This window comes from Streptomyces sp. NPDC059788 (assembly GCF_042732265.1).
Taxonomy (GTDB): domain Bacteria; phylum Actinomycetota; class Actinomycetes; order Streptomycetales; family Streptomycetaceae; genus Streptomyces.
Window position 1 is genome coordinate 88,371 of sequence record NZ_JBHWHY010000019.1, and the last position, 20,749, is coordinate 109,119.

Sequence of the window (20,749 nt, forward strand, 5' to 3'; positions counted from 1 at the left end):
GCCACGGGCAGCGGCGGCGGCAGGCTCGCGGCGGCACCCCGGCTCGATGACCTGATGCCCTGGTCGGCCGCGCCGCTGCGGCTCGGCCGCGGCTGGGTGATGGCGCCGGACGCCGCCTCCCTGCGGGCCCGCTGGGCGGCGCTGCACCGGGCCGGGGACGACGGCGCGCGCGAGCGGCTGTTCCGGCCCAGCCGCGCCCGTACGCTGCGTACGGCCGTGCCCCAGCTGCCCGGCCAGGCCACGCCCACCGGCCGCCTCGCGCACGGCGGCGGGCCGTGCCCCGAGCCGGTGCGCGTCCTGCACGGCCCGCACGACCAGCAGTGGCTGCTGCCCGACCACCGGCTGATCGACGCCGCCCGGCCGGAGCTGTGGCGGGTCGCGGACGGGCGGCAGGTGTTCGTGGTGGAGCTGGGGCACGTGCCGCAGACGGACGGCCCGGCGCTGGTCGCCTCCGCGCTGCTGCCGGACGGCAGGTCGCCGGCCGGGCGCCCCGGCCGTATCCGCCCGCTCTACCGGCGGCCCGGCGGCGGCGAACCCAACCTCGCCCCGGGCCTGTCCGACCTGCTCACCCGCCGTCTGGAGCGGCCGGTCGGCGCCGCGGAGGTGCTCGCCTGGACGGTGGCGAGCGCCCGGCCCACGCCGTCCGGCGCCGTCGTGCCGCTGACCGCCGACGCCGGGGTGTGGGAGGACGGCGTGGGGCTGGGCGAGCGGCTGCTGTGGCTCCAGACGAGGGGCGCGCGGGGTGACGGGACGGCGTACGGGGCGCGCCGGGGAGCGTCCACGGATGCCCGGTGGCCGACGGCCTTACGTACGGGCCCCGCTGCCCGCCCGCGGACTGCCCGACGCGCTCTCCTACCAGCCGGACGAGGAAGCGCTGCTCCTCGGGCCCGGCCGCGTCTCGCCCGTGCCCGCGGCTGCTTGGGAGGCCGAGGCGGGCGGTGTGCGGGTGCTGGAGGCGTGGTTCGAGCGCCGTACCGCCCCGGTGGCCGAGCCGGAGAGCCTGGAGGCGCTGCGTCCCGCCGCCTGGCCGCAGGAGTGGACCACCGAACTGCTGGAGCTGGTCTCGGTGCTGGCGCTGACGGCCGAACTGCGACCGGCACAGGAAGAGTTGCACCGGCGTACGGCGGACGGGCCGCGCGTCGAGGCGTCCGAGCTGCGCGCGGCGGGCGTGCTGCCGCCGCCCGCCGCGGCCCGCCGCCCGGCCTCCGTCCTGGATCATCACGAGGAGGGGCCGGACGGGCAGTTCGCCCTGCTGTGACGCGGCCGTGCCGCTTCGCGCGTTGTCCGGCGGGCGGCGGCGGGTAGGTGCTCCGACCATGGACCACACGCCCACGGACCACGCCGTGCAGCCGCCGCCCCTGGAGGGCATCACCGTCGTGGCCGTCGAGCAGGCCGTGGCCGCGCCGTTCGCCACCCGGCAGCTCGCCGATCTCGGCGCCCGGGTGATCAAGGTCGAGCGGCCGGACGGCGGCGACTTCGCCCGTACCTACGACACCTCGGTACGCGGACTGGCCTCGCACTTCGTATGGGCCAACCGCGGCAAGGAGTCCCTGGCGCTCGACCTGAAGGACCCGCGCGGGCGCGAACTGCTGGAACAACTGCTGGCCGGGGCGGATGTGTTCGTCCAGAACCTGGCGCAGGGCGCGGCGGCGCGGCTCGGGCTGGACGCGGCGGCGCTGTGTGCCCGGTATCCGCGCCTGGTGGCCGTCGACATCTCCGGGTACGGCCCCGGCGGCCCGTACGCGCACAAGCGGGCCTACGACATGCTCGTCCAGTGCGAGGCCGGGCTCGTCTCCCTGACCGGGACCCCGGACGAACCGGCGAAAGCGGGAATACCGGCGGCGGACATCGCGGCGGCGATGTACGCCTTCTCCGGTGTGCTGGCCGCGCTGCTGCGGCGCGGCACGACCGGGCGCGGCGGGCCGGTGGAGGTCGCGATGCTCGACGCGCTGGCCGAGTGGCTGGGGCACCCGCTCTACTTCGGGATGTACGGGGGCACACCCCCCGCGCGCACGGGGGTCGCGCACGCCGTCATCGCGCCGTACAACGCCTATCCGACGGCGGACGGACAGCCGGTACTGCTGTCCGTCCAGAACGACCGGGAGTGGCGGCGGCTGGCGCGGCAGGTGCTGGAGCGGCCCGGGCTGGCCGACGATCCGGCGTTCGCGACGAATGTGGCGCGTGCCCGCAACCGGGACAAGACGGACCAGGTGGTGGGTGAGGCGCTGGCCGGGATGGAAGTGACCGAGGCCGTACGGCGGCTGGAGGAGGCGGGAATCGCCTGTGCGCGGCTGAACGGGGTGGCGGAGCTGGCCGGGCATCCGCAGTTCGCGGCGCGCGACCGCTGGCGGGAGGTGGGGTCGCCGGCCGGGCGGCTGCGCGCGCTGCTGCCGCCGGTCACGCTGCCCGGGAGCGCCGGGCCGGTGATGGGAGACATCCCGGCCCTCGGCGAACACACCGACGCGCTGCTGAGCGCTCTGGGTCTGACGAGCGAGCGGATTGCAGCGCTGCGCCGGGACGGTGTGGTCGCCTGAGGGACCGGGACCTGCACGTTTTCCGGCCGTGCCTCAGCCGTGGCCGCCGAAGAGCGACCGGCGCAGCCTGCGCAGCGGTGCGAACAGCGACACCCTGGCGCCGCGGTTCGTCCTGCTGCGCCGGTGATCACGAGCGGTGAGCTCCTGCATCAACGATGTCGCGCCCTCCGCCTCACGCTGCGGGACGGCGGGTCCGCCCAGCACCGCGAGATGGCGGTCGAGCCGCGCGCTGGACGCGCCGCTTCCGCAACTGATGGCAGGCACTCGTGGCCTGCTGCGCATTGTTATCTGTTCCATGACACTCCCCACCCGTACGAGGGCACCCGGCCCGGGCAGGGTAACCCTATCTCTCTCCCGCGACACGCGCGCGGCCCGGGCCGTGGTATTCACCTGGCGCGCGCCGACGTTGACGCCACCTTACGGATCTTCGTCAGCCGAGGGCGAGTTGAATGAGTACCGAGGTCGTGGGCCTGGCCGAACCGCCGGCCGGCTCCAGTGTGACCGCCAGCCGGTCCGCGTGCCCGGTGCCGCCGTGCCGAAGATCACGTACCACCGCGGGGCCCGCGGTCCGGGTCCGCAGGTCGTAGGACAGCATGCCCGCCGGGCGCGCGGTGGCGGGTCCGGCGCGCATCCGCCACAGCTGGTAGGCGCGCCCCTCGGGCGGCGGGGGCAGTCCGGCGGCGTTCACCACGGCCTGGTTCATGGCGGCCGACTCGACCGCGCTCAGTGAGCGCCCGCCGATCGGCCGGCCGGAGACGGCCAGCGCGTCCGGTGCGGCCAGGACCGCGTTCACGGACTGCGTCACGGCACGCTGCCGGTCCAGTTCGGTGTCCGTACGGGCGAGCTGGAGGGCGAGCACCGCGCTGACGGCGAGGCTCAGCGCGGTGACCGTGGCGGCGACGCGGATGCCGTAACGGGCGGGCAGAGACACGCCCCACAGGCGGGCGGCGTCCGTGCCGGACGGCTTCCCGGCCACCGGCACCGGCGCGGCGGGCCGCGGAACGTCGGCCTCCTGCGGCGTGGCCAGCGCGGCGGTCAGCACGCGTGCGCGCAGTCCGTCGGGGGCGGGGCGGGCCGCGGCGCGGGCCAGCCAGGTGGCGTCCTCGGTCAGGACGCGCAGTTCCGCCGCGCAGTCCGGGCAGCGGCGCAAGTGCCGCTCGAAGCGGCGATGTTCGCGCGGGCCCAGGGCGTCGAGGGCGTACGGGGCGGCCAGGGCGTGGACACCCCGCCGTCCGGCGCGCAGCGCGTCGCGCAGGACCGCGGGCCACGGACGGCGGCTCATCCGGCACCCGCCAGGCAGTCGCGCAGCCGCGCCAGCCCGTCGCGCAGCCGCGACTTGACCGTGCCGAGCGGTACGGCCAGCCGACGGGCCGCCTCGCGATGGGTGTAGCCGTCGTAGTACACGAGGGTGACCGACTGCCGCTGCAAAGCAGTGAGCCGTTCCAGGCACCGGCGCACCCATTCGCGCTCGAACGAACCCTCGACCGCCTCCGCCACCTCGTCGAACACGGTCACCGCGCCCCGCCGGGCGGCCCGTTCCTCGCGCGCGCTCGCGGCGCGCGCCGACCGCACCCGGTCCACCGCGCGGCGGTGGGCCAGGGTGAGAATCCACGACAGCGCGCTCCCGCGCCCCGGGTCGTACCGGCCGGCCCTGCGCCAGATCTCCAACAGCACTTCCTGCGTCACCTCCTCGGCCTGGGCACTGTCCCGCAGCACCCGCCGGGCCATTCCGAAGACGGGCGACGACACCAGGTCGTACAGCTCCTCGAAAGCGCCGTGGTCACCGCGCGCGATCAGGGGCAGCAGCACCTCGGCGCCGCGTCCGGCGGCCGTTCCCGAGTCCACGCGGCCTCACCCCGCTCCCCTGCCGACCGGTCATTGTCCCGCCGTGGTGGGTTCGGGGCGAGACGCGCGGCGGACCGGTCCCGGCGGCCCCGGCTTTCCCCGGGCGCCCGGAAAACCGGCACCCATCCGGACGGCGCGCGGCCCCGAATAGCCGCCACAGCGCCGGTACGGCAGCCAGGCCCGCCGTATCCCGGCGGCCCGTCCGGCACATCCATGGGGGGAGACCGAAGCGATGACGGCCACCAGGAAGGACAGCAAGGCCGCGAAGCCCGGGAAGGGGTGGCGCAGCCGCCGGACCGTCGCCGTGCTGGCGTGCGGCTCGCTGGCCACCGCGGGTATCGCCGGCGCGGCCGCGGGCCCGCTGGCGACGCGCTCGGCGCAGGCCGCGAGCCACCGGGAGGCACCGCAGATCTCCGGACAGCCGGAGTACGACACCACGGACGTGTACGCCTACCAGAGCCCCGACAAGCCCGACACCACGACGCTGACGGTCAACTGGTGGCCGTTCGCGGAACCCGCGGGCGGCCCGAACTTCTACAAGTTCGCCGACGACGCCCAGTACGACGTGCACGTGGACAGCGACGGGGACGGACAGGGCGACCTGATCTACCGGTGGACGTTCAAGGACAACTACCGCAGCGGCGACACGTTCCTCTACAACACCGGCCAGGTCACGTCCCTCGACGACAAGGACCTGAACTTCTACCAGACCTACGACATCGACCTGCTGCGGCTGAAGGACCAGAAGGTCGTCTCCAGCACGAAGGTCGCCGACAACCTGATCGCCGCGCCCTCCAACGTGGGCAAGGCCTCCATGCCGGACTACCAGAAGCTGCGCGACCAGGCGGTGCGCCCCGTCGCGGGCGGCGCGACGTCCTTCGCGGGCCAGGCCGACGACCCCTTCTTCCTGGACCTGCGCGCCTTCGACCTGCTGTACGGCGGTGACCTCTCCGAGGTCGGGCGGGACACCCTCAAGGGCTACAACGTGCAGTCCGTCGCACTCCAGGTGCCGACGAGCACCCTGCGCCAGTCCGCCGCGCAGCCGGTGATCGGCGTCTGGTCCACCACCCAGCGCAAGAACGCCTCCGGCGGCTGGTCCCAGGTGTCCCGGATGGGCAACCCGCTCGTCAACGAACTGGTCATACCGCTCAAGGACAAGGACCGCTTCAACGCGTCCGCGCCGTGGAACGACGCCCAGTTCCTCAAGTACGTCACCGACCCCGAGCTGGCCCGGCTGATCGAGAAGATCTACGGCATCAAGGCGCCGGCGCTGCCCCGCAAGGACCTGATCCAGGCGTTCCTGACCGGCGTACCGAAGCTGAACCAGCCGCCGAACGTGCGCCCCGCGGAAGCACTGCGGCTGAACACCTCCATCCGGCCCGCCGCGCAGCCCAAGCGCCTCGGCGTCCTGGACGGCGACAACGCGGGCTATCCGAACGGCAGGCGGCTCGCCGACGACGTCGTGGACATCTCCCTCCAGGTGGTCGAGGGCGAGCTGGTCGGGCAGAAGAACGACCTGGGCGACGCGGTCGACGCCAACGACCGGCCCTTCGGGCAGACCTTCCCCTACCTGGCGCTGCCCACCTCGGGCTCCGAAGGGCCGCTGGCCAAGAAGGGCGGCAGCACGGACGGTCAGGGCCAGGGCGCGGTGAACCAGTCGGCCGGCCTGCGGACCGGTCTGCGTCCGCAGGACAGCGGCACCGGTGACGGCGCCGACACCGTACTGATCGCCTCCGCCTCGGCGGGCGGCGCCGGGCTGGTGCTCGTCGGGATCGGCCTGCTGTGGCTGCGCGCCAACCGGCGAGCGAGGTCGGGGCGTTGAAGTTCCCCAGGACACCCAGGAGCGGGCGCGGCCGGCTGGCCGTCGCCGTCGTGACCGTTCTCCTCCTCGCGTGTGCGGTCACCGTCGGCGGGCTCGCCCTGGGTGGCGACGGCGGCCGGGCACACGCCCCCGTGTCCGCGCCTCCGTCGTCCGACGTCCCCGTGGGCCGCGGCGCGGCGACCGGCCTGGCCGGCACCGTGAGCACGCTCCAGGCGTCGCTGCGCGAGCGCCCCGGGGACTGGCTCGGCTGGGCGCGGCTCGGCGCCGCGTACGTCGAGCAGGCCCGTACGACGGGCGACCCGACCCGCTATCCGCAGGCCGAGCGGGCCGTCGCCCGCTCCCTGACGCTGCGCCCGCGCGAGAACGACGCGGGCCTGGCGGGGCGGGCCTCGCTGGCCGCGGCGCGGCACGACTTCCGTGCCGCGCTGCGGGACGCGGACGCCGCGCTCGCGGTGAATCCGTACGGCGAACGGGCGCTGGCGGTCCGCGTGGACGCGCTGGTGGAACTCGGGCGCTACACCGACGCGCTGGCCGCGGCGCGGCACGCCGACGCGGTGCGTCCCGGCATTCCGTCCTTCACCCGGCTCGCGTACGTGCGGGAACTGCTCGGTGACCCGGACGGCGCCCGCAAGGCGCTGGAGCCGGCCCTGCGGTCCGCCTCCCGGCCCGACGACATCGCGTACGTCGCCACGGCACTCGGTCAACTGGCACGCAGCCAGGGGCAGTACGCGGCGGCTTCCCGGCACTACGCGACCGCCCTGCGCGCCGTGCCGGGACACCTTCCGGCCCTGGAAGGCCGGGCCCGCACCTACGCGGCGCGCGGCGAACTGGGCACGGCGGCCCGTGAACTGCGCGAAGTGGTGCGCCGCTATCCGCTGCCGGGGCCCCTGGCCGCGTTCGGCGAGGTCCTCGAAGCGCGCGGCGAACGGGCCGCGGCCCAGCGGCAGTACGCCCTGGCCGGGACCTGGGCCGACCTCGCGCGCGCCAACGGCGTGGCCGTGGACCTGGAGACCGCGCTGATCGAAGCCGACCACGGCGACCGGAGCGCCGCCCTGCGCGCGGCCCGCGCCGAGTGGTCCCGCCGCCACACCGTGCACAGCGCCGACGCCCTGGCCTGGGCCCTGCACCGCACCGGCCGGGACCGGGAAGCCCTCCCCTACACCGAGCGCGCCGCCGCCCCCGGCTTCCGGGACGCGACGCTCCTCTACCACCGCGGCATGATCGAGCGCGCGCTCGGCCGGGCCGCCGACGCCCGCCGCGACCTGTCCGCCGCCCTGAGCCTGGACCCCGGCTTCTCGCCCACGGGTTCGGCGGCGGCCCGGTCCGCGCTGGCCGCCCTGGAGGCCGGACGGTGACCACGACCGAGGAGGCCCTCCGATGAAGGGTCGGGTGGCCGCCCTACTGGCGGTGGTGACGGCCACCGTCCTGCTGCTGTTGCTTCCGGCCGGTTCCGCGAGCGCGCATCCGCTCGGCAACTTCACCGTCAGCCAGTACGACGGGCTGGTCGTCCGGCCCGGCGGACTGCGCGTGGACCACGTCGAGGACCTGGCGGAGATCCCGGCCGAGCAGCAGCGGGCCCGTATCGACCGGGACGGCGACGGCGCGATGAGCCGTACGGAACTGACGGGCTGGGCCCGGGAGCGGTGCGCCACGGCGGCGCGCGGCAGCGGGCTGACCGTGGACGGGCGCGGGGAACGGCTGCGGTCCACGGGCGCCGCGGCGGACACCCGGCCCGGCCAGGCCGGTCTGCCGACGCTGCGCCTGGAGTGCCGGCTGACGGCGCGGCTGCCTTCGGACGGGCGGGCCGCACTGCGGTTCCGCGCGGCACCGGGCGACGGCGCGCCCGGCTGGCGGGAGATCACGGCGCGCGGCGACCGGACCCGGCTCACCGCGACGGACGTGCCCGCGGAATCGGCCTCCCGCCGGCTGACCGCGTACCCGCAGGAAGTCCTGGCGTCGCCGCCCGACCGGCGCGCGGCGTCCGTACGTGCCGTACCGGGCGGGCCGGCCCTGTCCGGCACGGCCGGCTCCCCGTCCGCCCCCGCGCCGTCCGCCGGGTCCTTCCTGCCGCGCGGCGCGGACCGCTGGACGCAGGCGCTGACCGGACTCGTCGCCCGGCACGAACTGACGCCCGCCTTCGCGGCGCTCGCACTCGGCACCGCGCTGCTGCTCGGCGCGCTGCACGCCCTCGCGCCGGGGCACGGCAAGACCATGATGGCCGCGGCAGCGGCGGCGGGCGGCCGGAGTTCGCGCCGGGACGTGCTGGCGCTGGGCCTGTCGGTGACCGTGACGCACACCCTGGGCGTCTTCGCGCTGGGGGCGCTGATCGCGGCCGGATCGGCCGCGGCGCCCTCCGTGGTGGCCTGGCTCGGGGTGGCCAGCGGGGCGCTGGTGGCCGGGGCGGGAGCGGTGCTGCTGCGCCGCGCCCTGCGCCTGAGGCGGTCCGCGCACGGTCACGGACACGGGCACAGTCATGGGCACGGACACGGGCACGGGCACAGTCATGATCACGCCCACGCGCATGACCACGAACACGGCCACGGCCACGGCCACGGCCATCAGCACCCTCACGCCCATCACCATCATCACCACCACCCGACCCGCCCCGGCCTCCGCGGCACCATCCTGCTCGGGCTCGCGGGTGGTCTGGTACCGAGCCCGTCCGCCGTGGTGGTCCTCGTCGGCGCCGCCGCCCTGGGCCAGGCGTGGTTCGGGTTCCTGCTGGTCGTCGCGTACGGCGCGGGGCTGGCCGCGACCCTGACCGCGGCCGGGCTGCTCGCGGTCCGCCTGACGCTGCGGCTCGGGGGGCGGCTGGCCGCCGGGCGCGGGGCCGGCGCGCGGCTGCTGTCCTTCGCCCACCGTCTGGCGCCCGTCGGGACGGCCGCCGTCGTCCTCCTGCTCGGTTGCGGATTGCTGCTCAAAGGGGCGGCAACGACGCTGGGTTGAGGTACGTTTCCACCGCATCGCTCTATTGCGAGGAGGGCTCGTCCATGAGCGAGGGTCCTGGCAGTACGGGAACCGGCGGGCGGCGGGACGGCGGGGAGGGCGGCGACGGCGGACGGCTGCTGGCGGGGCGCTACCGGCTCGCCGACCGGCTGGGCCGGGGCGGTATGGGCGTGGTGTGGCGGGCCCGGGACGAACTGCTGGCCCGCGAGGTCGCCGTCAAGGAGGTGCGGGCACCCCGCGACCTGACGCCGCGCGAGGAGCAGTCGCTGTACGCGCGCCTGGAGCGGGAGGGCCGGGCCGCGGCCCGCATCACCCACCGCAATGTCGTGACCATCTACGACGTGGTGACCGAGGGCGGGCGGCCGTGGATCGTCATGGAACTGGTGCGCGGGCTGTCGCTGGCCGAGGCGCTGGAGGCGGAGGGCCCGATGCCGCCGGTCCGGGCCGCGGGCATCGGGGCCCAGGTGCTCGCCGCCCTGCGCGTCGCGCACCTGGCGGGCGTACTGCACCGGGACGTGAAGCCCGCCAACGTACTGCTGTCCAACGACGGCCGCGTGGTGCTGACCGACTTCGGCATCGCGCGGGTGGCGGGCTCGTCCGCCCTGACACTGACCGGCGAGCTGGTCGGGTCACCGGAGTTCCTGGCACCGGAGCGGGCCCTGGGGCAGCAGGCGGGGCCGGAGTCGGACCTGTGGTCGCTGGGCGTGACGCTGTACGCGGCTGTGGAGGGCAGTTCGCCGTTCCGCCAGGACACGCCGCTGACCACATTGCGCGCGGTGGTCGACGAGCCGTTTCCGCCGCCCCTGCGCGCGGGACCGCTGACGCCCGTACTGGAGGGGCTGCTGCGCAAGGACCCGCAGGAGCGCCTGGACGCGGCCGAGGCGCAGCGGATGCTGGAGGCGATAGCGGGCGGCGCCACGCCCACCGCCGTGGTACCGCCCTCCGGTTACCCGCCCACGGTCGCCACCGATCCCACGCGTTCGGCGTACGGGTACGGTCCCGCGACGCCGATGCCGGAGCCGGCCGCCGGGGAGCCGGCCGTGGACATCACTGCGGCGACCGTGGCCGAGCGGGAGGCGGAGCGGCGACGGCGGCGGTCGGTCCGGCTGATGCTGGCCGGTGCGTTGCTGGCGGTGCTGGCCGCGGGCGGGGTGGCGTACGCGTTGCTGGACGACGGCGGCGGCCCGCCGGACCGCACGCCGGGCAGCACGACGGGCGGCGGGGGCTCCGGAGGAGGCACCGGCGACGGCGGGGGCGGCGGTACGGGCGGAGGCGGCGGCACCCCGGGCCGGACGTCGCCCGGCAGTACGGCCTCCGCCACCACGTCGCCGGGCGCCACGTCCCCCGGCCGTACGTCGCCCGGCAGCACACCGCCCCGCCAGACGTACCCCCGGACCACCCCGGCCCGTACCACCACCCAGGCCCCCACCACGTCGCGGCCCACGACCTCCGCGCCGACCACGGCCGCGCCCACGACCGCCTCGGCCACCGGCGGCGGTGCCACGGACGGCGGGCAGTACGGCGGGGCGACCGGATCACTGGGGTGACGGCGGACCGCGCACAGGGGAAGTCCCGCCCGGGGGCGGGACTTCGGGGGCCGGGGAAGCGCAGGGTCAGGCGGCGGAGGTGAAGACGGGCAGATAGCCCTTGGACTGGCCGTCGGCGGTGGGGTGGTAGGAGCTCTCCACCGGGAAGGTCACACTGTGCAGCCAGGGGGAGCCGGAGCAGAGCTCGTGCCCGGCGAAGGTCGTGTTGACGTCCGCGAAGCGGAAGCCGTGGTCGGCGGCGCGCTTGGCGGTGACGGCGTTGATGTCGTCGGCGGCGGCGTTGATCGCCGCGCGGGACTTCTCCGAGAGGCCGACGGAGCAGCTGCCGCCGAGCTTGTAGAAACGCGGGTAGCCCAGGACGACGACCTGCGCGGCGGGCGCCTTGCCGTCGACGGCGTCGTAGACCTGGTCCAGCTTCCCTGGCAGCGTCTCCTTGATGTACGTGCGCGCCTGGGCGACCCGGTTCAGGCAGGCGGACTCGCCCTGGAGGGCGCAGGTGGTCATGGTGTCGGCGAAGCCGGCGTCGTTGCCGCCGACGGTGATGCTCACCAGGTCCGTGCCGGAGTTCAGCGGGGCCAGCTGCTTGGCCAGCACATCACCCGTACGGGCGCCCGAGCAGGCAACGAAACTGAAGGACGAGGGGGCGTGGGCGGCGGCCCACAGGACCGGATAGGACTTGCTGCTGCGCTTGCAGGAGCCGCTGCCGCTGTCGTAGCTGCCCGCTCCCACACCGGCGGAGTAGGAGTCGCCGAGGGCCACGTAGTCGGTGGCCTTGACCTGGGGGGCGGACATGGCGGCGCTCGCGCCGGAGAGCGCGAGCGCCGTGGTGACGAGGAACGCGGACGCCGTCGCCGCGCATCGGGACAGTCTCATGGAACCTCCCTGAGCAGGATCTCTGCCACTCCTGATGTAGCAGGACCCATCCGTTACGGGAAGTGTTGACACTCATTCTCACGATCACGAGTGACCGTTATGGACATGTCGTGGCATTTATGTGACGCGTATATGACACATCGCCAGGCGCTGTGCGCCCGCGGCGGTTTCCGGCCGCAGCGATCAGGCCAGGCGGCTCCCGCCGCAAAGCACCCTTCCCCGGCAGCCGGACGGCGGCCGGGGCGCGCACGGCGTCGGCAGCGGCGCCCGGTCCGTCCGGCAAGCACCCGAAGGTCGTCTTCGCGCCTTCCCCCGACGCCTTCGCAAACGGGCCGCCCGCATCGCCAACCACACGGTGGACATGGCCCGTTCACGCCTTCTTCGCATCTTGACGGGCGCGCGCCCGCTGCGCGACATTGAAGCCCGGCATCAGGCGCTTATGGGGGGCAAAGCTGCCAATGCAGACCAAGACCATCAACGGCAACGCGCCGGACGGCGGCAGACCCGCCGGCGACGGGCCCGCGCACGGCGGCCCCGGAGGCGACGGGCCGGACGGTCCGCGGCCCGGGGACGACGGCCGGGGCGGCGGACGGCTGCGCGCCGACTCGGCGCCCGTACTGGCGGGGGCGGCCGTGGCGGTGGGCGGCGTGGGCGCCTTCCTGGCGCTCGCCGACATCGCCTCGCCACTGCGCGCGCCCTGCACGCTCTTCTTCCTGGTACTGGCGCCGGCCACGGCGATCGCCAGTGCGCTGGGCCGGCTCGACCCGCTCAGCAGGACCGTCGTCGCGGGAGCCGGGGCCGTCGCCCTGGATCTGCTCGTCGCGCAGGCCATGCTCGCGCTGCACATCTGGTCGGCGCGTGGCGGGGTGGTGGCCGTCGCCGTGCTCAGCGGCATCGTTTTCCTAGGGGTCAGCGTGCGGCGCCGGTGGTCCGGCGCCCGTGGACGGGGAAGTCGGACGAACTGACGTGGACATCAGCGTGTACCGCCCGGGTGAGCTCAGCGGCACCGACCGGGCGGCGTGGAGCACCGTGCAGTCCCAGGCCCATCTGCTGGGCACGCCCCAGCTGGCAAATCCTTTCCTCGCACCCGAGTTCGCCCTCGCGGTCGGCCGCTGCCGGCGCGGGGTGCGGATCGCGGTGCTGCGCGAGGACGGCGAACCGGCCGCGTTCCTGCCCTTCCAGCGCTCGCCGCTGGGCGTGGGGCGGGCGATCGGGCTGGGGGTCTCCGACGCCCAGGGCCTGGTGCACCGGCCCGGCTTCCAGTGGGACGCCCGCGAACTGCTGCACGCCTGCGGGCTGTCGGTGCTGGAGTTCGACCACCTGGTGGAGGGCCAGAAGCCCTTCGAGACGGCGCCGCTGCGCAGCCACCCCTCCCCCGTCATCGACGTGGACCAGGGGTTCGGGACGTATCTGGAGCGGCTGCGGGCCCAGGCGCCGAAGTTCACCCGGACGACCCTGGCCAAGGAGCGCAAGCTCGGCCGGGACGTGGGGCCGGTGCGGTACGTGCACGACGAGCGGGACCCGGCGGCGCTGCACCGGCTGATCGAGTGGAAGTCGGCGCAGTACCGCAGGACCGGGCGGAGCGACCGCTTCGCGCACCCCTGGATACAGCAGCTGGTGGAACAGCTCTTCCACACCCGTACGCCGTCCTTCGCCGGTCTGCTGTCGGTGCTCTACGCGGGCGAGCGGCCGGTCGCCGCGCACTTCGGCATCCGCTCCGAGCGGGTGCTCGGCTGCTGGTTCCCCGCCTACGACCCGGCGTTCGCGAAGTTCTCGCCCGGCCTGGTGCTGCATCTGCGGATGGCCGAGGGGGCCGCCGCCGAAGCGATGTCCTATCTCGATCTGGGGCGGGGCGAAAAGGAATACAAGGACTCCCTGAAGACCCGGGAACTTTCGGTGTCCGAGGGGTGGGTGTCACGGCGCCATCCGGTCGCCCTGTGTCACCGCGCGCATCGGGCACCGGTACGGGCTTTGCGCAACACGGTGCTGGCCCGGCCTGAATTGTTCGAGCCCGCTGATCGTCTTCTCAAACGGATGGGCCGAATCCGGTCGGGAGGTTGAGGAAGACACCGCTCCATATTCGCCAATGACGCAAAACGGGATGCGAGGTCGAGGTATTGCCATAGAGTCCCAGTCATCAATACCGTCGTACACCACCCGCACCGGCCCGTCATGCAAGGCGGCTCTAGGGGAGGGGCTCAAGCGTCGCGGCAGGGCCCGGAGCGGGGCGCGGTAGGGGGGTGCCGTGCTCGATCTTCACGTGACGAACACCGCGTGGACCGTCGGGACACGAGCCGCGCGGCCGGAAACACGAATGCCAGCTCGCCCTGTTCGCACGGCGAATAGATCCATGCCGTCCTGATCGGGGTGTGAACCCCCCTTTCGAACCGGATACCTATCCGGGCCGCCCGGGGGTGGGCGGTCCACCGGACGAGAGGGAAACCAAATCATGAGTTCATTCCTCCACTCCGCGGAAACGGATCAGCAGTTGACGTCGTCGCCGGTGAGTGCCGAGGCACAATACCGGCCCGTTTCCTCACATCTGGCCATAGCTCCGCCGGTCAGCGTCGTGATACCCGCGATGAACGAGGCGGAGAATCTTCCGTACGTCTTCAAGACACTTCCGGAGTGGATACACGAAGTCGTGCTGGTGGACGGGAATTCCACCGACGACACCGTCGGGGTCGCGCGGGAACTGCGGCCGGACGTCAAGGTCGTCGAGCAGCGCGGCAAGGGCAAGGGGGACGCCCTGATCAGCGGGTTCGCCGCCTGCACCGGGGACATCATCGTGATGGTGGACGCGGACGGCTCGGCGGACGGCGCCGAGATCGTCAGCTATGTCTCCGCGCTGGTGGGGGGCGCGGACTTCGCCAAGGGCTCGCGGTTCGCCAACGGGGGCGGCACCGACGACATGACACCGGTGCGCAAGCTGGGCAACCGGGTGCTGACCACCGTGGTCAACGCCAAGTTCGGCGCCCGCTACACCGACCTGTGCTACGGCTACAACGCCTTCTGGCGGCACTGCCTGGACGAGATCGCCCTGGACTGCGCCGGGTTCGAGGTCGAGACGCTGATGAACATCCGCGTCGTCAAGGCCGGGCTGAAGGTCCAGGAGATCCCCAGCCACGAGTACAACCGCATCCACGGCGTGAGCAACCTGCGCGCCGTGCGGGACGGGTTCCGGGTGCTGAAGGTGATACTGCGCGAGCGCAGCACGCGCCACAAGCGCCCCGCCCGCCCTGCCATGATCACGGGAGAGGCGTCTTGAGCGTCCGCGTCTCCGTGGTGATCTGCGTGTACACCGAGGACCGCTGGGGCGACATCCTCGCCGCGGCGGCCTCGGTGCACGACCAGTCCCATCCGGCACACGAGACCCTGCTCGTGGTCGACCACAATCCGGCCCTGCTGGCCCGGCTGGACGCGCATTTCGCGTCACCCGGCCGGTCCGGGGCGGTACGCGTCCTGGCCAACGCCGGGCCGCGCGGCCTGTCCGCCGGACGCAACACCGGCATCGCCGAGTCCACCGGCGAGGTGATCGCCTTCCTCGACGACGACGCGGTGGCCGAGCGCGACTGGCTGCTGCACTTCGCCGAGGGCTACGCCGACCCGCACGTGATGGCGGTCGGCGGCCGGACCGAGCCGGTGTGGGCCTCGGGGCGCCGGCCCGCCTGGTTCCCCGAGGAGTTCGACTGGGTGGTGGGCTGCGCGTACCGGGGGCTGTTCCCCGAGGCCGACGGCGCCGGCGGCCCGCACACCGTCCGCGTACGCAACGTCCTGGGCGGCAACGCCTCCTTCCGGAGGGAGGCGTTCGAGGCCGCCGGCGGGTTCGCCACCGGCATCGGCCGGGACGGCGACAGACGCCCGCTGGGCTGCGAGGAGACCGAGCTGTGCATCCGGCTGGCGCGCGCCGTGCCGGACGCGGTGCTGCTCGTCGACGACCGGTCGGTGATCCACCACCGGGTGCCGGGGGGCCGGGAGCGCTTCGCGTACTTCCGCTCCCGTACGTACGCGGAGGGGCTGTCCAAGGCGCTGGTGACGCGCAGCGTGGGCGCGCGGGACGGGCTGTCGGCGGAGCGCCGCTACTCGACCCGGGTGCTCCCGGCGGGCGTCGCACGCGGTGTGCGGGACGCGCTGCTGCGGCGGCCGGGCGGCGCCGGCCGGGCGGGCGCGATCGTGGCGGGCATGGCCTCCGCCGCGTACGGCTACGCGCTCGGCAGCGTACGGGTGCGGCGCGGCAGACGGGCGTCGGACGGCGGCGGCTTCGTGGTGGCGGGCGTGCCGGGCGGGGCGCACGACGCGCCCCCGGTACCCGCGGACGCGCACGATCCGGACAGTGTGCCGGCCCCCGCAACTGCGCGGGCGGCCGGCGAGTCTTCGTCGGCGGGGAGTGAGGGGGCGGTCGCATGACCGAGCCGCGGGTCGTACCGATCCTGATGTACCACGCGGTGGCGCACGCGCCCGCGCGCGCCACACTCGGCCTGTCCGTCACACCGGAGGCGTTCGCCGAGCAGATGGCGGTGCTGGACGACAACGGCTTCACCCCGCTGACGACCGCCGCGCTCGCGGCGGCCTGGCGGGGCGGCGGCCCGCTGCCCGCCCGGCCCGTACTGATCACCTTCGACGACGGCTACGAGGGCGTGCACCGGCACGCCCTGCCCGCGCTGTCCAAGCACGGCTTCGCGGCCACCCTCTTCGTCTCCACCGGCTGGCTGCGCGGCCCGTACGACACCGGGAAGGGCCTGGACACCATGCTCGACTGGGACCAGGCGCGCCAACTGGCCGCCGCCGGAGTGGAGATCGGCGGACACAGCCACACCCATCCGCAGCTGGACCGGCTCTCCGACGACCGCCTGTGGTGCGAGATCACGCGCTGCAAGCAGATCGTCGCCGACGAACTGGGCGCGCCACCGGTGTCGTTCGCCTATCCGTACGGCTATTCCAGCCGCCGGGTGCGGCGGGCGGTGCGCGGGGCGGGCTTCCGGCAGTCGCTGGCGGTGGGCAACGCGCTCGCCGCGCCCCGCCAGGGCCCGTACGCGCTGGCGCGGCTGACGGTGCGGCGCGGCACCGGCACCGAGGAGTTCGAACGGCTCGTGGCGGGCCGGGGCGTCGGGCGGCACTTCGCCCGGGACCGGGCGCTCACGAAGGGGTACGCCGTGGTCCGCAGGGCCCGTCAGGCGGTCGAGGCAGTGGGGAAGGTGCGCGAAAGCCGTGTCTGACACGACCACCCGGGCCGAGGAGCGTACGCGGCGGGACCCGGCCGGCGGGCGCAAGCGCCTGTTCGGCGGCCGGGGCGCCGGCGGGAAGGGCGGCGGGGGCAGCCCGCTGTTCCGCAACGCCTACGCGCTGATGCTGAACACCGGCATCTCCGGGCTGCTCGGTCTGGGGTTCTGGCTGGTCGCGGCCCGGTACTACACCGAGTCCGCGGTCGGCCAGGGCTCGGCGGCCATCGCCGCGATGAAGCTGCTGGCGGGGCTGACCTCGCTGACGCTGACCGGCGCGCTGGCCCGCTACATCCCGATCGCCGGCCGCACCACCGGCCGCCTCGTCCTGCGCACGTATCTGGGCAGTTCGCTGGTCGTGGCGCTCGCGGCGTCGGTCTTCCTGTTGACCCTGGACCTGTGGGGGCCCTCGTACCGGTTCCTGCACGGCCCCGTCCACGGGCTGGGGTTCATCGTCGCGGTGGTCGCCTGGTCGCTGCTGACGCTCCAGGACGGCGTGCTGACCGGGCTGCGCAGCGCGATGTGGGTGCCGGTCGGCAACCTGGTCTTCTCGGCGGTCAAGCTGGCGCTGCTGATCGGGTTCGCCGCGGCGATCCCGCTGGCGGGCGTCTTCGTCTCCTGGGTCGCCGCCATCGCGGTGTCCGTGCTGCCGCTGGGCTGGCTGGTCTTCCGGCGGCTGGTGCCCCGGCACGTGCGGGCCACCGAACGGACCGCCCGGCCGCCGTCGCTGCGCGAGATGGGCCGCTTCCTGGCCGGCGACTACACCGGCTCGCTGTTCTCGCTGGCGGTGGTCTACCTGGTGCCGGTGCTGGTCGCCTCCCAGGTCAGCTCCACCGACAACGCGTACTTCTACATCACCACCACCATCGGCGGCACGGTCAACCTGCTCGCCATCAACATGGGCGCCTCGCTGACCGTCGAGGGCTCGCACGACCCGGCGCGGCTGGCCGAGAACACCCGGGCCGCGCTGCGCCGGATGGCCCGCATCATGATCCCGGTCTGCCTCTTCCTCTTCGTCGGCGCGCCGTACATCCTCGCCGTCTTCGGCCAGGGCTACGCGGACGCCGCGACCCCGCTGCTGCGCTGGTTCGCGGTGGGCGCCGCGCTGCGCGTCGTGATGGAGGTGTACTTCGCGGTCCTGCGCGCGCAGAGCCGCACCTCGGGGCTGGCGTACATGCAGGGCCTGCTGTGCGTCCTGGTCCTCGGCCTGACGTTGCTGCTGCTGCCGCGGATGGGGCTGACCGGCGCGGGCGTCGCGGAGATCTCCAGCCTGGCGGTGATCGTCTCGATCGCCTCCGTGAAGCTCTACCGCATCCTCAAGGGACGGCCCTCCGCCCCGCTGACGCGGGCGCCCGCGGAAGGCCTCGCGCCGGACGGCGACCTGGCGGACCTGGCCGTCAACGGCGACCTGGGCGACGCGCGCACACCCGGCACCGACACCGCCGTACCACCGGAGCCCGACCACACGCGGGAGACGGCGGGTACCGCGCCGGAGGCGGTGCCGCACCGGCCCGGCTGGGCGCAGCGGGCGCTGGGCGATGTCGACACGATGCCGCTGGGCCTGCACGTGGACTTCGAGCACATGGAGCGTCGGCCGGACGTCCGGCCGACGCCGACCTGGGCGCAGGGCGACGGGGGCGGCAACGGGGACGGGCACGGCGGTACGGAGCGGCCGGCGGCCCCGGCACCGACAGCGCCCACGGCCCCCAAGGTGCCCACGAAGGTGTTCCGGGTCGAGCCTGCCGCGGCGCCGGAGTCGGACGGTGCGCCGCCGGCCCGCTCCGGCCCGGCGCCCGACGCCCCCGCCACCACCCCGGCCGCCACGGCCCCTCCTCCCACCCGTCTGCCGGCCGCCGCCCGGCTCGGGTCCCGGCTAGCGGCGTCCGTCCCGTTCGGCACCCGGCTCACCACCCGGCTGAGCGGGCGCCCCGACATCGGCGTCTGGGCGCTGCTGGTCGCCGCCCTCGCGCTGTTCTGGCTGCCGCTGCGCGGCATGGGCGACGCCGACCTGGACCGGATGGGCGGGCTCGGCCTGATCAGCGTGCTGCCCGCGGCGACCCTGCTGGGCGCCGTGCTGCTCGTCCTGGCCTTCGCGTCGGCCCTGTGGCTGTCCCGGCCGCGGCGCGCCCTGCTGGCGGCCGTCCTGGTCCTGACCGTGGTGGCACTGCACGCGCTGCCCGCCGTCCTGGAGGCCGAACCGCGCTTCGCGACGGCCTGGCAGCACCTGGGCTTCCTGGACTACATCGACCGGACCGGCACCGCGGTCCCGGACCTGGACGCGCGCTGGAGCTGGCCGGGGTTCTTCGCGGCGGCCCAGTTCCTCGCCGAGGCGTGCGGCGTCACGGACTTCACCGAGGTGCTGCGCTGGTGGCCGCTGACCATCCAGTTGCTGTATCTGGCGCCGGTGTTCCTGCTGCTGAAGTCCGTACGGGCGAGCTGGCGCGCGAAGTGGAGCGCGGCGTGGCTGTTCGCGCTGTGCGGCTGGGTCGGCCAGGACTACTTCTCCCCGCAGGGCTTCACGTACCTGCTCTACCTGGTCTTCGCGGCGATCCTGCTGGTGTGGTTCCGCGATCCGCGGGTGCTGCGCGGCAGGCGCTGGCCCGGCGAGGCGGAGGTCCGGCCGGCCGGGCGGGGGCAGCGGGTGGCGCTGCTGGCCGTGCTGGCGCTGCTGTTCACGGCGTCCGTGGCGGGCCATCAGCTCACGCCGTTCGTGATGCTGGGCGTGCTGACCTTCCTGGTGCTGGTGCGCCGTACGTCGCTGTACGGGCTGCCGCTGCTGTTCGGCGTGGTCGTCGTGGTCTGGATCGGCTATCTCGCCGAGCCGTACTGGTCCGGGCACTTCGACGAGTTGTTCGGCGGGTTGGGCGGCTTCGGCGGAAACGTCTCGTCATCCGTCACCGGCCGGATCGGCGGCGGCGACAGCACCCACAAACTGGTGCTGTACGCGCGGGTGGCGCTGGCCGGCGGGGTGCTGGCACTGGCCTGCTGGGGTGTGCTGCGGCGGCGCGCCGCCGGGTTCTCCGAGCGCTCGCTGCTGGTGCTGGCCTTCGTCCCGTTCCTCGCGTTCGGCATGCAGTCCTACGGCGGCGAGATGGCGCTGCGGGTGTTCATGTTCGCGCTGCCCGGCGCCTGCGTCCTCGGGGCGCTCGCGCTGTTCCCGCGCGCCGCCGGGACCCGCCGCGGCCTGGGCCCGCTCGCCGCCCTGCTGACGGGCGTGGTGCTGATCACCGGCTTCCTGGTGGCCCGCTGGGGCAACGAGCCGTTCGAGCGCGTCAGACCGGGCGAGGTGGCCGCGATGGACTACGTCTACGCGCACGACCGGCCCACCGCACGGGTGCTGTGGCCGACCAACGACACGGTCAACGACGTCACCCCGGACCTGCCGTGGGGCGCGAAGGACATGGAGCGGGTGCAGTACAAGCCCGTACTCGCCCCGCGTGACCCGGTCCTGGTCGACTCGCTCGTCGACGCGCTGCGCGACGCCGGACCGCACTCCTACTTCATGGTCAACCGCGGTCAGTCGGAGTCGCTGCGCCTGGGCGCGGGCTACGCCGCCACCTGGGAGCAGCGCCTGCGCACCGCCCTGGACCAGCGCCCCGAACTGCGCCGCGTCATGAGCAACGCGCACGCGGCGCTGTACGAACTCCGGCAGCAGCCGGCGGGCCAGGTCGCCGAGCCGGACCCGGGGCCGGTCGGCCCGCGCGTCACCTGGACGTCGTGGTCGGTCATCGGCGCGCTGGCGGCGGGGGCGCTGATCCTGCTGCTCGCGGCCCGCGAGGTGGTGCGGGTGGCCCTGCCGCCGAGCGTGCGCAAGCTCCGGTGGATGCAGAGTTCGTTCTGGTTCACCCTGCCGCTGCTGCTGGTGTTCCTGGTGGCTCTCGTCCAGCGGTTCGTGACGATGTCGTGAGCCACGGCGGTGTGCGCCGCAGGGCCGCGGCTGCGCCCTGCGGGCGGGTGCCGCCG

At 74.4% G+C, this 20,749-nt stretch carries 15 protein-coding genes and 1 pseudogene; 12 read left to right on the forward strand and 4 right to left on the reverse strand.

Features of this window, described 5'->3' with window-relative positions; genetic code table 11:
• Window positions 1-54 precede the first annotated feature (54 nt).
• Window positions 55-1,258: pseudogene (locus ACFV57_RS18450) on the forward strand (type ISP restriction/modification enzyme).
• Window positions 1,259-1,316: 58 nt separating this feature from the next.
• Window positions 1,317-2,534, forward strand: coding sequence for a CaiB/BaiF CoA transferase family protein (locus tag ACFV57_RS18455; protein ID WP_385232772.1), 1,218 nt, complete (start codon window positions 1,317-1,319; stop codon window positions 2,532-2,534).
• Between the two features lie 33 nt (window positions 2,535-2,567).
• Here the strand turns inward: ACFV57_RS18455 and ACFV57_RS18460 are convergent, their stop codons facing one another.
• The 3 genes from ACFV57_RS18460 to sigK all read right to left on the reverse strand — a co-directional run bounded on the left by ACFV57_RS18460 (window position 2,568) and on the right by sigK (window position 4,379).
• Window positions 2,568-2,831 carry a hypothetical protein gene (locus ACFV57_RS18460; protein WP_385232775.1) on the reverse strand — a complete coding sequence of 88 codons (264 nt, stop codon included), beginning with the start codon at window positions 2,829-2,831 and terminating at the stop codon, window positions 2,568-2,570.
• Between the two features lie 133 nt (window positions 2,832-2,964).
• The gene (locus ACFV57_RS18465; RefSeq protein ID WP_385232778.1) at window positions 2,965-3,816 is read right to left on the reverse strand and encodes an anti-sigma factor domain-containing protein; all 852 of its coding nucleotides are present in this window, start codon (window positions 3,814-3,816) and stop codon (window positions 2,965-2,967) included.
• Window positions 3,813-4,379 (reverse strand): ECF RNA polymerase sigma factor SigK, encoded by a 567-nt coding sequence (gene sigK / locus ACFV57_RS18470; RefSeq protein ID WP_385232781.1) that lies wholly within the window; start codon window positions 4,377-4,379, stop codon window positions 3,813-3,815. Before sigK ends, ACFV57_RS18465 begins: the two co-directional genes overlap by 4 nt.
• Before the next feature lie 232 nt (window positions 4,380-4,611).
• Between sigK and ACFV57_RS18475 the strand changes: the two genes are divergently transcribed.
• From ACFV57_RS18475 to ACFV57_RS18490, 4 genes are read left to right on the forward strand one after another with little or no spacing between them, the layout of a single operon-like run.
• Window positions 4,612-6,201, forward strand: coding sequence for a DUF4331 domain-containing protein (locus ACFV57_RS18475; protein WP_385232784.1), 1,590 nt, complete (start codon window positions 4,612-4,614; stop codon window positions 6,199-6,201).
• A gap of 50 nt (window positions 6,202-6,251) precedes the next feature.
• Window positions 6,252-7,556: a hypothetical protein gene (locus ACFV57_RS18480; protein ID WP_385232787.1), complete on the forward strand. Its 1,305-nt coding sequence runs from the start codon at window positions 6,252-6,254 to the stop codon at window positions 7,554-7,556.
• 22 nt (window positions 7,557-7,578) lie between these two features.
• On the forward strand, window positions 7,579-9,147 hold the full coding sequence (locus ACFV57_RS18485) for a nickel transporter (RefSeq protein WP_385232790.1): 1,569 nt from the start codon (window positions 7,579-7,581) through the stop codon (window positions 9,145-9,147).
• Between the two features lie 44 nt (window positions 9,148-9,191).
• Window positions 9,192-10,694, forward strand: coding sequence for a serine/threonine-protein kinase (locus ACFV57_RS18490; RefSeq protein WP_385232793.1), 1,503 nt, complete (start codon window positions 9,192-9,194; stop codon window positions 10,692-10,694).
• Between the two features lie 66 nt (window positions 10,695-10,760).
• On the opposite strand, the gene ACFV57_RS18495 is transcribed toward ACFV57_RS18490, so the two are convergent.
• On the reverse strand, window positions 10,761-11,567 hold the full coding sequence (locus ACFV57_RS18495) for an SGNH/GDSL hydrolase family protein (RefSeq protein WP_385232796.1): 807 nt from the start codon (window positions 11,565-11,567) through the stop codon (window positions 10,761-10,763).
• A gap of 458 nt (window positions 11,568-12,025) precedes the next feature.
• On the opposite strand from ACFV57_RS18495, the gene ACFV57_RS18500 reads away from it, so the two are divergent.
• The 6 genes from ACFV57_RS18500 to ACFV57_RS18525 all read left to right on the forward strand — a co-directional run bounded on the left by ACFV57_RS18500 (window position 12,026) and on the right by ACFV57_RS18525 (window position 20,693).
• Entirely contained in the window at window positions 12,026-12,532 is a 507-nt protein-coding gene (locus ACFV57_RS18500; protein ID WP_385232799.1) for a hypothetical protein, read from the forward strand.
• A gap of 1 nt (window position 12,533) precedes the next feature.
• Entirely contained in the window at window positions 12,534-13,628 is a 1,095-nt protein-coding gene (locus tag ACFV57_RS18505) for a GNAT family N-acetyltransferase (RefSeq protein WP_385232802.1), read from the forward strand.
• Between the two features lie 388 nt (window positions 13,629-14,016).
• Window positions 14,017-14,835: a glycosyltransferase family 2 protein gene (locus ACFV57_RS18510; protein WP_385232804.1), complete on the forward strand. Its 819-nt coding sequence runs from the start codon at window positions 14,017-14,019 to the stop codon at window positions 14,833-14,835.
• Complete coding sequence (locus ACFV57_RS18515) at window positions 14,832-15,974, forward strand: glycosyltransferase family 2 protein (protein WP_385232807.1); 1,143 nt, start codon at window positions 14,832-14,834, stop codon at window positions 15,972-15,974. Before ACFV57_RS18510 ends, ACFV57_RS18515 begins: the two co-directional genes overlap by 4 nt.
• Window positions 15,971-16,783, forward strand: a complete 813-nt coding sequence (locus ACFV57_RS18520) for a polysaccharide deacetylase family protein (protein WP_385232810.1) — start codon at window positions 15,971-15,973, stop codon at window positions 16,781-16,783. Before ACFV57_RS18515 ends, ACFV57_RS18520 begins: the two co-directional genes overlap by 4 nt.
• Entirely contained in the window at window positions 16,776-20,693 is a 3,918-nt protein-coding gene (locus ACFV57_RS18525) for a polysaccharide biosynthesis C-terminal domain-containing protein (protein ID WP_385232813.1), read from the forward strand. Before ACFV57_RS18520 ends, ACFV57_RS18525 begins: the two co-directional genes overlap by 8 nt.
• The last annotated feature ends 56 nt before the right edge of the window (window positions 20,694-20,749 follow it).